12 protein-coding genes are annotated in these 14,907 nt (G+C 41.7%); 6 read left to right on the forward strand and 6 right to left on the reverse strand.

Features of this window, described 5'->3' with window-relative positions; genetic code table 11:
• Nucleotides 1-63 precede the first annotated feature (63 nt).
• Nucleotides 64-1,047: a glycosyltransferase gene (locus tag HXY43_RS02865; RefSeq protein WP_290879768.1), complete on the reverse strand. Its 984-nt coding sequence runs from the start codon at nucleotides 1,045-1,047 to the stop codon at nucleotides 64-66.
• Between the two features lie 747 nt (nucleotides 1,048-1,794).
• Between HXY43_RS02865 and HXY43_RS02870 the strand changes: the two genes are divergently transcribed.
• Entirely contained in the window at nucleotides 1,795-4,203 is a 2,409-nt protein-coding gene (locus tag HXY43_RS02870) for a PhoX family phosphatase (protein ID WP_290879769.1), read from the forward strand.
• A gap of 590 nt (nucleotides 4,204-4,793) precedes the next feature.
• On the forward strand, nucleotides 4,794-5,996 hold the full coding sequence (locus HXY43_RS02875) for an argininosuccinate synthase (RefSeq protein ID WP_290879770.1): 1,203 nt from the start codon (nucleotides 4,794-4,796) through the stop codon (nucleotides 5,994-5,996).
• A 197-nt stretch (nucleotides 5,997-6,193) separates the two neighbouring features.
• On the opposite strand, the gene HXY43_RS02880 is transcribed toward HXY43_RS02875, so the two are convergent.
• A complete protein-coding gene (locus tag HXY43_RS02880) occupies nucleotides 6,194-6,823 on the reverse strand; it encodes a DedA family protein (protein ID WP_290879772.1) in 630 nt (209 codons plus the stop codon).
• A 640-nt stretch (nucleotides 6,824-7,463) separates the two neighbouring features.
• Here HXY43_RS02880 and HXY43_RS02885 point away from each other — a divergent pair.
• A complete protein-coding gene (locus HXY43_RS02885) occupies nucleotides 7,464-7,817 on the forward strand; it encodes an STAS domain-containing protein (protein WP_290879774.1) in 354 nt (117 codons plus the stop codon).
• A 448-nt stretch (nucleotides 7,818-8,265) separates the two neighbouring features.
• On the opposite strand, the gene HXY43_RS02890 is transcribed toward HXY43_RS02885, so the two are convergent.
• Nucleotides 8,266-8,826 carry an Npun_F5560 family protein gene (locus HXY43_RS02890; protein ID WP_290879776.1) on the reverse strand — a complete coding sequence of 187 codons (561 nt, stop codon included), beginning with the start codon at nucleotides 8,824-8,826 and terminating at the stop codon, nucleotides 8,266-8,268.
• 235 nt (nucleotides 8,827-9,061) lie between these two features.
• Nucleotides 9,062-9,382, reverse strand: coding sequence for a 30S ribosomal protein S6 (gene rpsF, locus HXY43_RS02895; RefSeq protein WP_026736620.1), 321 nt, complete (start codon nucleotides 9,380-9,382; stop codon nucleotides 9,062-9,064).
• A gap of 224 nt (nucleotides 9,383-9,606) precedes the next feature.
• Between rpsF and HXY43_RS02900 the strand changes: the two genes are divergently transcribed.
• Nucleotides 9,607-10,383, forward strand: coding sequence for a fumarylacetoacetate hydrolase family protein (locus HXY43_RS02900; protein WP_026736621.1), 777 nt, complete (start codon nucleotides 9,607-9,609; stop codon nucleotides 10,381-10,383).
• Here HXY43_RS02900 and HXY43_RS02905 read toward each other — a convergent pair whose 3' ends face one another.
• Both HXY43_RS02905 and HXY43_RS02910 read right to left on the reverse strand, forming a co-directional pair.
• On the reverse strand, nucleotides 10,384-10,863 hold the full coding sequence (locus HXY43_RS02905) for a Tic20 family protein (protein WP_290879790.1): 480 nt from the start codon (nucleotides 10,861-10,863) through the stop codon (nucleotides 10,384-10,386).
• Nucleotides 10,864-11,087: 224 nt separating this feature from the next.
• Complete coding sequence (locus HXY43_RS02910; protein ID WP_026736623.1) at nucleotides 11,088-11,285, reverse strand: hypothetical protein; 198 nt, start codon at nucleotides 11,283-11,285, stop codon at nucleotides 11,088-11,090.
• Between the two features lie 680 nt (nucleotides 11,286-11,965).
• Here HXY43_RS02910 and glyA point away from each other — a divergent pair.
• Entirely contained in the window at nucleotides 11,966-13,249 is a 1,284-nt protein-coding gene (gene glyA / locus HXY43_RS02915) for a serine hydroxymethyltransferase (RefSeq protein ID WP_290879792.1), read from the forward strand.
• Nucleotides 13,250-13,386: 137 nt separating this feature from the next.
• The gene (locus HXY43_RS02920) at nucleotides 13,387-14,643 is read left to right on the forward strand and encodes a competence/damage-inducible protein A (protein ID WP_290879794.1); all 1,257 of its coding nucleotides are present in this window, start codon (nucleotides 13,387-13,389) and stop codon (nucleotides 14,641-14,643) included.
• The last annotated feature ends 264 nt before the right edge of the window (nucleotides 14,644-14,907 follow it).

Genomic DNA, 14,907 nt, shown 5'->3' on the forward strand with positions numbered 1-14,907 from the left:
CACAAAAAATGATGAATTATGAATGCTGAATGATGAATCACATACCACTCTTGATTTCATAATTCATAATTCATAATTTACTTGAGCATAAGCTTCATAGACTCCTTTGACGTTATACCAATTGAGAAAAATCCGGGCAATTTCTAAAGCCCATTGGGGTTTTCCGATACTAATTAGCCATTGCAACAATGGAGCCATCGTACGTTCATTTAGAGTGCCATTGAGTGAGAGAATTCCCCACAACAAACGATGCAACCAAGTCATTTGAATCATCATTCGCACTTCCCAAGAAGGATGCTTTTGATAAAATAAAACTCCCATGCGTCCTCGCTGAATTTCTTTATCAATTAAGCGAGGAATTTGCTCTAAGCTAAAAGGCGGATGCCAATGATAACCTACGGCTGCTGGACATTTAATAAGTTTTAAACCCAGTTGTTTGAGCCTAACGCCTAGTTCTAAATCTTCCCAACCATAAAGCTGAAAGCGGGTATCAAAAAGTCCTGCTTTCTCTAACCAGTGCTTGGGAATAGCGATGTTACCCGTAGCAAAAAAAGCGGCAGAAAAATCTGTGAGTTTATATGGTTCAGAAGTGGGATGCTCAAAATTGCAGGTATTGATTACTGCACCATAGGTGAAAAAGCGATCGCTCCCCAATTCCTTTTGTCCCTGTACTAGCGCATCAGCATGAGCTTGCAAAAAATTCTCTGTCACTACTAAATCGCTATCTATAAAGATAATTGTGTCTCCTTGCGCTTGCTCTACTCCTAAATTCCGCGCAGCAGCAGGCCCTTGATGGTCTTGCTTAAAGGTTCGCACATGGGGAAACTCAGTTTTGTGTGTCTCCAACCACTCCAAAGTCCCATCAGTAGAACCATCATCCACCAAGACAATTTCATAACCTTGTAGAGACGTTGCATGCAAAGTCTCTATATTATTCAACTGCTGCGTCTCCAATGCTCTGAGGCACTTTTCCAGAATCGGCTTACGATTGTATGTCGGAATAACAATGCTAAAAAACACGGTCTCACTCACAACACTATTACCCATTTCTAAGATAGGACAACTAGGACACTAACACTGTTCCTTATTTTTAAGAGGTGTAGGGAAATAAGGATATGAGAGTGCAGGTGAAGAAATTAAAGTTATATTTAGTCTTTTCAACTCAGCCAACTTATTTCTCCTAATCCTCTTAAGCCCTTATACTCTCACACTCTAATTTATGTATGACCCTGAATGAATGTGCTAATAAATGCATTCACAATGTTTTTATACGTAAAATAATTATGTTTTTTAACTTCTAATATGTGTTTATATTTTAAATTCTATTTTTATAGCAATTAAATAACAAATACTAACTTTATTTTAACCTGCATTTAATTTTATCTTAATAATATTAAATTGTTTGAATTAACCGAATTATAACCTAATTTTAATATTCACTATTTAAATTGATATTGTTCATATTTCCATTCATTTCTACGTAACTTGAGGCGAAAATAAGCTTTGCCTGGGTCTTTATAGCACATTTTTTGCAGTCTTTATAAATTATCAATCATCAAGCAAATAAGGTCTAAATAGTGTTGCATCAGAATGAATATAATTTTTATCAGTCTGTTATTTAAAAATTTAATTTAACAGGTGATTAGTCTGTCCGTAACACAGTTTATTCAAAGAGTTTTAAACGCATTTTTTTGGGATTAGTGAATTTTTATAATTCATTTCTGCAAATATTTTCCTGTTTTTTCATGACCCAAAATTCATGCATTTTGCAAATAAAAAGAGAGGAAAACTTTAATGTCAAAATTTACTCGAAGACAAATCTTAGTGTTTTTTGCAGGTAGTGCTGGTGCTGCTGTATTGGGAGACAAAATTTTAGATAGTGTTTATAATGTCGCAGAAGCAAAAAACCTGCCGCAGAGGTTCACACCTGTACGCCTACCGCATCCTTTACCTCTTTACAAAGATCTAGATAATTACTTGCCGAAACAGATTAGTCAAGGAGAAGTAATTAAGGCATCTGGAGATACTAAGTTAAATAGCTACACAGTAATTGATGATGTGGTAGTTCCACCAGAGTACGAACGTTATGTCATTGTCGGTTGGGGCGATCGCGTATTTCCTAACCATGATGAGTATTTTGGTTACAACTGCGATTACACCAGCTTCATTTCTATTGACAAAGACCTGAAACCTGGTTCTAGCAGAAACAAGAATAATGGTTATTTGTTTGTAAATCACGAATACGTCAGTTTCCCTATTTCTGAATTAGCACCAGAGACTCCAAAAGATGTGATCGGACTACCCACCGCATTTGCTTCAGTAATTGGGTGGGTGTTACCCTCTACTAGAGATAATCCCAATGACAGGATTCTAGTAGATGGGGAATTTTTATATAACCTAGGCGCATCTGTTGTCCGCGTTTCTCGCCGTAACTACCCTAACCGTAGCGATCGCTTTGCTGTTGTTAAAGATCCCAATAATCGTCGCATTCACGGTCTTTCCGGATTGGGAATTAACAAAGAACGAAAGGATGATTATAAAAACGTTACTGCTTGGGGAACTCGCAGCTACCAGCAAGGAGACCAAAATTATTTAATTGGTACGGGCCCAGGTGCAACAGAAGTTTTTGAGTCTGTCAACTCCGATGGACTGGGTAATAGAATTATTGGCACTGCTTACAATTGTTCTGGTGGTACAACTCCCTGGGGAACTGTATTAACTGCTGAAGAAAACTTCCAAGGAAGTTCATCATTTTTCGTTGGTGTGACTGAGTCTGTCAAGCCTGATGGTACTCAGACAGAATATACAAAAGACACTACTGGCGAGACCTTTGGTTTAGTAGGGGAAAAATACGGTTGGATGGTAGAAATTGACCCTGCCGATCCAAATTTCCGCCCTCGCAAACATACTTGGTTGGGTCGTTTCCGTCACGAAAACGTCGCCATGCGCGTTCAACCAGGCAGGAAATTAGTTGCGTACATGGGTGATGACAGACGTGGGGGACACACCTGGAAATTTGTCAGCACAGGTACTGTATCTAACCCAGATGATAAAAACAACAGCAAGTTGTGGGAAGACGGTATTTTGTATGTAGCCCGTTACAACGAAAATGGCACAGGTGAATGGATACCCTTACTCTTGAATACTTCTACTAACCCTATACCGCCAACAGTTATTTCTTCCGTAGAATTTAACGCCTTGGGTTCAGCGCAAAGAGAAGGTATTTTAAAACTACCGAAACGCAATGGTATTGCAGGCCAAACAGAAGATGGTGGCGCGTTCAACTGCGATCGCACTAATGAAGCAACAGCACTGTCTGATTATCAAAATAAGAAGCTATCTGACTTCTATAAAACCCAAGGTGCTGCTCTGTGTGATGCTTTCCTAGCAGCGAACTTGGTTGGGGGAACTCCTACAGCACGTCCAGAAGATTTAGAAGTTCATCCACTAACCAAAGAGGTATTCATTGCCTATACCGATGGTGCACCAGGAAGCGATGGTTATCCTGATTCGCGAATTTTCCAGGTTGCCAAGTTAAGTGCGGATGTGAATGCAACCCAGCAATCAGGGGGACTCTATAAGATTATTGAAGATAGTGCTGACGGTACAGGTCAAACTTTCCGTTGGGAAAGATTTTCCCAAGGTGGGGAAGCTGGTTCAGTAGATGGGGCTGGTTTTGGTAATGTAGATAACCTAGCATTTGATTTTCGAGGCAATGTTTGGGGTGTGACGGATATGTCCACCGACACCCACAATGGTTTTGGTCTTGGTGCTAATCCCGAACAAAACACCATAGATCACACAAAGACTGGGAATGTTTCCACTTTCACAGGCGTTTTTGGCAATAACTGGCTGTTCTTTATCCCTACCATTGGCCCAAATGCGGGAGAGGTAATACCATTTGCTTACGGACCCATGCGTTGTGAAATGACCGGCCCGACTTTTGTAGGAGATACGTTAATTATTTCGGTACAGCATCCTGGAGAAAATTGTCCAATTAACGATGGGACGATTTTGAGTCGTACTATTGAGATGTTAGATTTGAGTGGAACTACATTTAATCAAACTCGCACTGTGCCTCGTGGTAGTAGTTGGCCCAGCAATATCTCACCAGAGGATGGCGGTAAGGGTGAACATACAGGGGTTCCCCGTCCATCTGTAATTGGCATTCAACGTAAAAAGGGTAACGGCAGATTTATTTAGCGATATAAGCGCGATCGCACTTTTACAGTAATCCTAAGTTGCAGTGAAAGAAGTACTTCCCTCACCCCGCCTGTCGGCACCCCTCTCCCAATTTGGGAGAGGGGAAGGGGAGAGGGCAGGGATTGCTATTGCTATGTCTGAACGCAACTTGGTATAAAATACCGTAGAGAAGCTCGATGCTAAATCTCTACGGTATTTTTTATTTCTTTGCTTATTAAAAATCACAGTTAAAACTTAGAGAATATATTTAAATAAAAACACATAATCATTTAAGTATGGAAATCCCAAGTTTTTACATTGTCCAGTCATATTAGCTTTAATTTCAAATCAATTATCTGTGTGCATCTTTGGCTCAAAATCACCAATAATCGGACATCTTTACCACACTTTTCTAACTCTTTCCCTATTTTCTCTATATGCTCTCCGTACTCGGCATTTCCATATAAATATAATTTTTACAGAACAAATAAAACTGTTTTGTGTTGATTTGCAGATAATTTACTGCCATGCATATTCATGAATAAAATATACGATGATTATTTGGAATATAATAATCACTCAATTCTTTGTTTTGTTGACTGGAGAAACTAATGGGTCGCGCCAAAAAGGTTGTCTTGGCATATTCTGGCGGAGTAGATACATCAGTGTGCATTCCCTACCTTAAGCATGAGTGGGGTGTGGAAGAAGTGATTACCCTAGCAGCAGACTTGGGCCAGGGGGATGAATTAGAACCAGTCCGAGAAAAAGCCTTGAAATCAGGTGCAAGTGAATCGCTGGTAGCTGATGTCAAAGAAACCTTTGTGAAAGATTACGCTTTCCCCGCTATTCAAGCAAATGCTCTTTACGAGGGCCGCTATCCTCTAGCAACAGCGCTTGCTCGTCCACTGATTGCTAAGGTATTAGTAGAAACCGCAGAAAAATATGGTGCTGATGCGATCGCTCACGGCTGTACTGGTAAGGGTAACGATCAGGTGCGCTTTGATGTTGCCGTTGCAGCCCTTAATCCCCATCTCAAAATCCTCGCACCTGCGCGGGAATGGGGAATGAGTCGCGAGCAAACAATTGCCTACGGAGAACAATTTGGCATACCCGCACCAGTCAAAAAATCTTCTCCCTACAGTATTGATCGGAATTTACTTGGTCGGAGCATTGAAGCAGGTATTTTGGAAGATCCAGCAGTAGAACCACCAGAAGAAATTTATTTGATGACAAAAGCGATCGCTCACGCTCCCGATGAACCAGAGTACATTGAAATTGGTTTTACTAGAGGCATTCCTACTAGCCTTAACGGCGAAGCAAAAAACTCGATTGAGTTAATTGAACAAATCAATCAGGTCGCAGGAAGGCATGGTGTCGGGCGCATCGACATGATTGAAAACCGCTTGGTAGGGATTAAATCGCGGGAAATCTACGAATCCCCTGCGATGGTAGTGTTAATTCAAGCGCATCGCGATTTGGAAAGTCTGACATTGACGGCAGATGTCACCCATTACAAATGTGGGATTGAAGAATCTTACAGCCAATTGATTTACAACGGTTTGTGGTATAGTCCCTTGAAAGCAGCCCTTGATGCTTTTATTCAAAAAACTCAAGAGCAAGTGTCTGGTACTGTGCGGGTGAAGTTATTCAAAGGTAACGCTGCGATCGTTGGGCGTCGTTCTGAAAATTCTTTGTACACTCCTGATTTAGCAACCTATGGGGCTGAAGACCAATTTGACCATAAAGCAGCTGAAGGCTTTATTTACGTTTGGGGTCTGCCTACTCGGATTTGGGCACAGCAAGGTAAGAGATAGGAAGTAGGGGGATTGGGGAAGGTGGGGCCCCTCTGGGGATAAGGGGTAATGGGGATTGGGAATCGGTGAGAACTATGAATGGTGAATGCGATTGGGCTGAAAATTTCATAATTCATAATTCATAATTCATAATTCATAATTTTTATGCCCGATGCCCATTGCCCATCACTCCAAACCCCACCGCCCCAACATAATTTTTACTCTCCGGCTGCACGATTCACTTGACGAGCCTCTAACCAGACAGGAATAGCAATCATCGCTACAAGAATTAGTAAGGCCGCGATCGCAAATTTACTCACCCAGGCAACCAATTGTTCTAGGGAGATAATTCTTCCTGCAAAAAAAGCTAGCGTTACCATCACACTAGCCCACGTGCTTGCCCCTGCCAGATTGTACACACAGAATTTTCCAAAAGGCATTTCGGCTATACCAGCTAGTGGTGCTGCAAAAATACGCAGCAAGGCTAAAAAACGCCCAAAAAATACAGCTTTCGCCGCATTTTCACTAAATTGTTCTTTGATATTCAAAAGTCGGGTTTCTGAGATCCTAAACAGGCTACCGAGTCGCACAAGCATCGACCAGCCGCCTATTCTACCAACCCAATAACCAAAAATACCGCCGATCGCGGCTCCTGCAATCGCATCACCTAGAACTAGCCAGTAGTTGAGTTCATGACTACCGGCTAGGAACCCACCTACTAGGGTTACGGTTTCACCAGGAATGGGAATGCCCAAATTCTCTAATAAAATTCCCAAAAAAACTGCCCAGTATCCGTATTGATGGGCAATTTCTTGGATATTTTCTAGCGAGATGAATTCCAAAGACATTCAGCACCGCAGCCTTTACAAATTTTTACTTTTACTATATCTTGGCTCGTTTTCTAGTGGTGTGTCAATCGAGCCGGTAAGAAACAGATAAACTGCAATCAAGTTTCTGTGAAGTTTAAGGAACTTTACATGGATGCCCATAAGTCTTGAGTGAGTATTCTCTGTTATTGATGATTTATTTGTGACAAATTAAGTTATGTAAAATTGACTAAATTTACTTTGACTTAATGCAGCAGTACTCAATATTTGATGCATACTATTCAATAATCAGCTTTTTTGCTCAATCATAAATTAGTATTTATTAATGTGATTTTACATACAACAGCTAACTAACCATTACCACATCAGTAGACCTACAGAGACAAAGCAATTTTTTTTTATTAAAAATTTATAAAAATCTTGGGTATTTATAAAAATTTTGTAAAAGATACGGTTACTACTGAAATTCTCTAGCGGTTATGCCTATATTGGGGAAAGCTAACACAAATTATACGGCATGAATACTGAACTATTCATCTCAACCGCATTGCTGTAAGTTACCAATTAGCTGGTTAATTCAGTGGGTTTGCGGTTGCAAGAAAAACAGTTTTTATGCCTTTTTTCTGTTTTGTTTAAGTGTTTCAACTACCCAGTTAAATTCATGACTCTAATATCAGAACGTCAGATAATTTTGTTTAAACCCCAAGGACGCATAGACTTACAGGGTGGTATGGCTTTAAGCGAAAAGATGGCTGGAATTGTACCCCAGAAGAATCAACTCTGGGTGATCGATTTGGCTGAAGTTGATTTTATGGATAGTTCTGGGTTAGTTTCTTTGGTACAAGGATTGAAAGCTGCGCGTCAAAGTGGTTGTCGTCTGGTACTTTGCAACGTCCAAGCATCGGTGAGGTTAATTTTGGAACTCACCCAACTAGATTCGGTATTTGAAATTTTCCACTCTTATGATGACATTCATTGTATTGTCAATAAAAGCAGTCTAATGCTGGTGGGTTAAGTTATTAATCCCTACAGGAAATCAATGGTTAGGTCAAGCACTGGCTTTGCAGTTAGCTAGCCTTTACAAAGCTTTGGCTAGCAAAAGCAAGTGCATTGAAAAATAATCGAAGTTAATTCAAAGTAAATCTTAAGTCCCTTGTAAATCAAACTGCACAAGGTAAGTAGCTAGTGGTATGGCTAAAGATAGCGGAAGATTTTCAATCAACTGACACAGAGGCTGGCATCAATTAGATACGAGATACGGAGTGGAAAAATTGGCGATCGCTCAGTTTATACTGCCATCAATCTTCCGAGCGTGTTTACCCTCCAAATTTTTCGGCTAGAGCCATTACTTCACCAAATAGTGGTTTTTTGGTTATGAGTACCACTGGCTACAAAAAATCATCACTTATCACTCATAGCTACTTGCAACCCCTGTGCCCTATACTGACGTAGCCAGAACGAGTTTAAGCATTTTGCACAGTAGAAATATCACTTTCCTCAGATGCCGTCCGTGGGAAATTTGGCAAATCGACGCCGCTGTGAGAAGTTGTACGGGTTTTCAGAGCCAAACGATAACTCACGCTTTGCAGTTCCGCTTGCAACTGGCGGTTTTCTCTTTGTAGCATTGCTACTTTTTCTCTGATTGGAGCCATACGCTCCTCAAACTTACGACGATAAATTTGCGGCAATTCCTGTACTACTTGCTCTAGCATCCGACTGCGATCGCTCAGTTCTTGCACTGACTGCCGCAATTGGTAAATTTCGGTATCCCGACTTGCTATTTGTTCTTGATAAAAAGCCACCTGTTGCTCCACGGCTTGCAGTTGTTCTCGCAAAGCTTGAAGCTCATTTTGATGGCGCTCAGATACTTCTGGCTGGGGTATAAAGTTAGTATTGCCCTTCACCAATCGGAAGAGTTCTTGAGACAGCTGTTGCACCAATTGATCGCGAAGCTGCAATTCTTGACGCAACTTCGACACTTCTGTAGATAGAGCTTGAATAGTGGAGGTATCAGTTTGGCTCACGGTGGCAACTAGCTCCAGTTAAGAATCTTTCCACTTTTGGGTGTAAATGCGGTTGTACTGCTTTTGGCAAGTACTTCTAAGTACTTGTTAATTTAGCATTCTCGGAGAAATCGGCAAGTAGGAAAAAGAAATTTTTTTTACTTTTTTAAAGAATTAATTGTTAGCGGTTAGTAGATAGTGGTTAGTAGATAAAACAACTAGCCACTAACCACTAACTACTAACTACTAACCCAGATTATGCTGCTTCTGTAGTAGATTTTGGTTGTTGCACTTCTTGATTGATTGTCAGATAGCGAATTACTTCTTCGCTCAAACGCATAGCGCGTTCTAAGACAGCAATCATTTTTCCAGGTCCAGTGTAATTCATCTGGATATAAATGCCATCCCGGTGCTTTTTAATTTCATAAGCCAAACGACGCTTACCGCGATTCTGAATTTGGATATTTTCAGCACCTTGTTCCCGAAGCAAGTTCTCGTATTTAGAAATTGCTTGTTCTACCTGCTCGTCTCCCAAGTCAGGACGCAGGATGTACATTGTTTCATAACCTGTCTGCACGGTTCCAATCTCCTTATGGACAATATGGCTGCTGATTTTGATCGGTAATTGTTGTGATTTTTCATACAATGACCGCTCAACATCGAAAGCAACAAGGACTTATAATCTTACCAGTTTTCAATTTTAATGCTTGGCCAAATCTACCAAATTAGTCATTAGTCTCTAGACTATTAACGGACACTGAAAGACAATTTGACCAGAAACAGAGGATATTCATCAAGGCTATGGCACAGCGCTATGTGCGGGTTCAGAATTTAGAAGGGCAAATTTATTATGGGTTGTTACAACTATCCCTAAAAGTGCAACTACTGGATGCACCGCCCTGGTTACAAGGTCAACCTACAGATATGATTTTAGAATCAGATCATTATCAAATATTAGCTCCCTGCGCACCCTCGAAAATTATAGCAGTGGGGAAAAATTATGCAGAGCATGCGGCGGAAATGGAAACTGAAGTACCTCCTGAACCGCTAATTTTTATGAAGCCACCTACATCTGTGATTGCTTCGCTTGAGGAAATTCAGTATCCGCATCAGTCACAACGAGTAGACTATGAAGGAGAATTGGCATTAGTAATTGGCGATCGCGCTGCTGATTGCACACCAGAAGAAGCCCAAATGAAAATTTGGGGTTACACAATCGCCAATGATGTGACTGCGCGGGACTTACAACGAAAAGATGGTCAATGGACGCGAGCCAAAAGTTTTGATACTTTTTGTCCCCTTGGCCCGTGGATTGTCCGGGAATTAAGTCCAGGAGCAAGACTACAAACTTTCTTAAATGAAAGTACCACTCCTGTACAATCTGCCAGTATTGACCAAATGGTGTTTTCTCCGGATTTTCTTGTGTCTTACATCAGTAAAGTGATGACACTGTTGCCGGGTGATGTGGTGCTAACGGGTACGCCTTTTGGGGTGGGCCCGTTAAAAATAGGCGATCGCGTCCGTGTCGAAATAGAAGGCATTGGTCGCCTGGAAAACACAGTGGTAGCTCGTGATTAGCTAGCGCGGCAGTTGCGTGTATACTGCATTAGAAATTGCGGGAATTTCTGCGTAACGCCCCAACAAAGACTGAATGACAGAATAAACAACCGCTGTCACTATGCCTAGAAAGATAGTGGTTGCTACTGTTTGCAATGCAAAACTCAAACCAGGAAGTGCGACAAGTCGTAACAGAATGCTACACAGATACACAATAATGTTTAACAATAGCGCCTGCAAGGTATTAAAACGAATAAAATGATTAATTTTTTCGTTTCTTACCACCAACAAAAACAAAGCAAAGAAAATAATCAATTCGCCATAAGGTCCTAAGATACTGTAAATGAAAAGTATGGGTTCAAGTGGTAAAAACAATATTCTTAGTGCTGGGAACTGTTGGAATAAAGAGAAGCCGAATCCCAGTGCGCCAATCAAAGGCAATAAATAAGGCAAGCAGGCAAAAATTCTGTCTTGAACCGTCGTAGACCCGCGCCAAGCCATACCGCGTTCTCCTGTCGTTAAAATTCAATAGTCACATGACCCTAGAATAACGCAGTTAAGTTCTTTATTATTTTTGTTAGTAGTTGGTGGTTAGTAGTTGGTAGTTGGTGGTTGGTCTTTGCTTTTTCCGACGCGCTTTACTCGGCTATCCTACAGGAAGTCGCTGCGCGCTGGGAGTGCAGGGTACAAAAAACAACACACAACACACAACAAACAGATTACACTCATTCAATGTTAACAATACGGAAACCCATCATACACTCATACTGGTCTGGCTGCTTTTCGGTGATTTTACTGATGATATGACCGCAGCGCAATTGACCTTGACGCCATCGCGGTTGACCGCTACTATCGGCGAGCAAACAAGATTGGCAAACTTGCTGAGGGGCAAGGATTTGATCTTCAATCAAAATTACTAGCATCCAATCCCTCCTGTAAATCCTCAAAGTTCCCTATATTTTCCCTTGAACTGTTATTTTGGATATATATATTCTGAGTGAGATTAGGAGAAAGCCAAAGAGCAACTTTCCATCTTTAATTGGAAAGGTGTGGTTGATAGCAACTCAAGAAGAATTATCTAAGTTGATTTTACTTTAATTGTACGTTGAATATCTAAATCTGTAGTAAAAAACAATACATAAATTTACGATCGCCAATTGCAATCGGTAATGGAATGGGGAATGGGGAATTGGGCATTGGGAATCGGGTATTGGGAATCGGGCCAAAGTGAATTGGGATTTAACGTTATCTTTGCCCTATGCTCCATGCTCTTTGCCCCTTCCAGCATAGCTGTCTTCTTCCAACAAACAACTCATTAAATTAACAATCCTCGATATGAAAGCAAGCGTCAAACCGAATTTTCATGCTCAAAACCGATGGTTGGCTTTGAGGATATACCGAGAGCTTTTATGATTATTAATGCACTGTTCAACATGTGTCTAATAATTAAGAAGTGAGTTGCGTCTTTAGTTATTTGTCATTGCTCATTGGTTATTAGTTAGTGCTTGGTTGGAAAAACTAACAAACACCAAGCAACAAACAATCAGCAAAAGACAAAGGACAATTACCAACGGTTGTGCAAATTTCTATAAGGATAACGAAAGTGTCTGTGACTAATTCAGATTTTCTTGCCTCCGCCGATCCTACTGTTGCGGGGTTAATAAACCAAGAACTACAGCGTCAACGTGACCACTTGGAGTTGATTGCTAGTGAAAACTTTACCTCTGCAGCTGTATTAGCTGCACAGGGTTCAGTGCTTACCAATAAATATGCTGAGGGCTTGCCTGGTAAGCGTTACTATGGTGGTTGCGAATTTATAGACCAAATTGAGCAGGTGGCTATAGACCGTGCCAAGCAACTGTTTGGTGCTGCTCATGCAAATGTGCAACCCCATTCTGGCGCACAAGCTAATTTTGCTGTGTTTTTGACCCTGTTGCAGCCGGGAGATACATTCATGGGCATGGATTTGTCTCACGGCGGACACCTGACTCACGGTTCACCAGTAAATGTGTCAGGAAAGTGGTTTAAAGCTGTTCATTATGGTGTCAGTCGGGAAACAGAACAACTAGACTACGACCAAGTTCGGGAGCAGGCGCTAAGGGAGCGTCCTAAGCTGCTAATTTGTGGCTATTCTGCCTATCCTCGCGTGATTGATTTTGAAAAATTCCGCAGTATTGCTGATGAAGTAGGAGCATACTTACTGGCAGACATTGCCCACATCGCCGGTTTAGTAGCAAGCGGTTTGCACCCCAACCCTATTTCCTCTTGTGATGTAGTAACAACTACTACTCATAAAACCCTACGTGGGCCTAGGGGTGGTTTAATCATGACCCGTGACCCAGAATTGGGTAAAAAACTCGATAAAGCAGTTTTCCCTGGCACTCAAGGTGGGCCCTTAGAACATGTCATTGCTGCTAAAGCAGTGGCTTTTGGAGAAGCCCTTAAGCCAGAATTTAAAACCTATTCTGCCCAAGTCATTGAAAATGCTCGTGCCTTGGCCGCACAACTACAAAATCGCAGCTTTAAGCTAGTATCAAATGGGACAGATAATCATTTGATGCTCGTTGATTTACGTAGCATTGGCATGACAGGCAAACGAGCAGACCAGCTGCTGGGTGATGTGAATATTACCGCCAATAAAAACACAGTTCCCTTCGATCCAGAGTCGCCATTTGTGACTAGTGGTTTGAGATTGGGTTCTCCAGCTGTAACAACACGGGGTATGGGAGTAGCAGAATTTACAGAGATTGGTAATATTATTGCCGATCGCCTGTTGAATCCAGATTCTGAGAGTGTTGCCGAAGATTGCCGGCGACGGGTGGCAGCATTGTGCGATCGCTTCCCCTTGTACCCTCATCTGGTTATTCCCGTACCAGCTTTAGCATAAGGAACCGTTGGTAGTTGGTAGTTAGTGGATAGTGGATAGTGGTTAGTAGTCAACATCCAAATCCAAATTACTGACTACAAACAACCACCAACCAACTACTAACTACTAACTACTAACAATCCCAATTCCCCAATTTCATGAGTGCAGAAATTATTTGTGTTGGTACTGAACTGCTGCTGGGAAACATCCTCAACAGCAACTCTCAATATTTGGCAATTCAGTTAGCGAAATTGGGTATTCCTCATTACTATCAAACAGTGGTAGGAGATAACCCACAAAGACTAAAGCATGTTATAGAAATTGCTAGTCAAAGAGCGGAAATATTAATTTTTACAGGCGGTCTTGGCCCTACACCAGATGACCTTACCTGCGAAAGTATTGCCGATTTTTTTGGTGTTCCTTTAGTAGAACGTCCCGAAATCATTGAGGATATTGCCCGCAAATATGCTCAACGTGGCCGGCAAATGACACCCAGCAATCGCAAGCAAGCTTTAATACCTCAAGGGGCAGAAATTTTACTTAACCCCACCGGCACGGCACCAGGTATTATCTGGCAACCTCGTCCGGGGTTAACAATTTTTACTTTCCCGGGAGTACCCAGTGAAATGCAGCGGATGTGGTCAGAAACAGCAGTACCTTATCTGCAAAGCCTTGGTTGGGGCAAGGAAATCATTTATAGTCGGATGTTAAAGTTTTGGGGCATTCCTGAATCTGCTTTAGCAGAGAAAGTTGCTGCTTATCTCAACTTGCCTAACCCAACAGTTGCACCCTATGCCAGTAAGGGGGAAGTTAAGTTACGAGTTTCAGTAAAAGCAACTTCTGAAGCTGAAGCGCAGGAATTGATTGCACCTGTAGAGAAACAACTCAAAGAAATTGCTGGGTTGGATTATTATGGTGCTGATGATGACACGCTTGCTTCCGTGGTAGGTCAGTTATTACGTGAGTTTGGAGAAACTCTGTCTGTGGCAGAATCTTGCACTGGCGGTGGACTAGGGCAAATGTTGACAGAAATTTCCGGTAGTTCTGATTATTTTTGGGGTGGAGTCATTTCCTATGACAACTCAGTGAAAGTAGGGCTTTTGGGGGTTAATCCGGAAGACTTGGCAAAATTTGGGGCCGTAAGTGCTACTGTAGCAGAACAAATGGCAGCAGGAGTGCGATCGCGTCTTGGCACTAGTTGGGGACTGAGTATTACTGGTATTGCCGGGCCAACTGGGGGTACCGAAGCGAAGCCAGTGGGTTTGGTTTATATCGGTTTAGCAGCACCAGATGACAAGGTGGAAAGTTTTGAATATCGCTTTGGTGCAGGTCGGAGTCGGTCTTTAGTTCGTCATCTTAGTGCCTGTACTGCTTTGGATAATCTGCGGCGGAAGTTACTGACAAGATTGCAGTAAATTTCTTGCAGAAGTGGGGTAAGCGGAAAAGGATGGGAAGATTCCTTTCTCATTTATCCTTTTACTCTTGCCTCTATTTTTATTAGAGATCTATTGATTACTACGAGCCATAGGAATCCGGTTTGATGATTGAAAAAACCTAAGTCACGTAGGGTGTGCGATCGGCGAGAGTACGGCACCAAAAACATAGAATGGTGCGTTAGCCTTTGGCGTAACGCAACGGCAATAAAGGGGGAGGAAAATCCACACCCCTTTTTGCCTCCC

Source organism: Fischerella sp. (genome assembly GCF_013388695.1).
Classification (GTDB): domain Bacteria; phylum Cyanobacteriota; class Cyanobacteriia; order Cyanobacteriales; family Nostocaceae; genus PCC9605.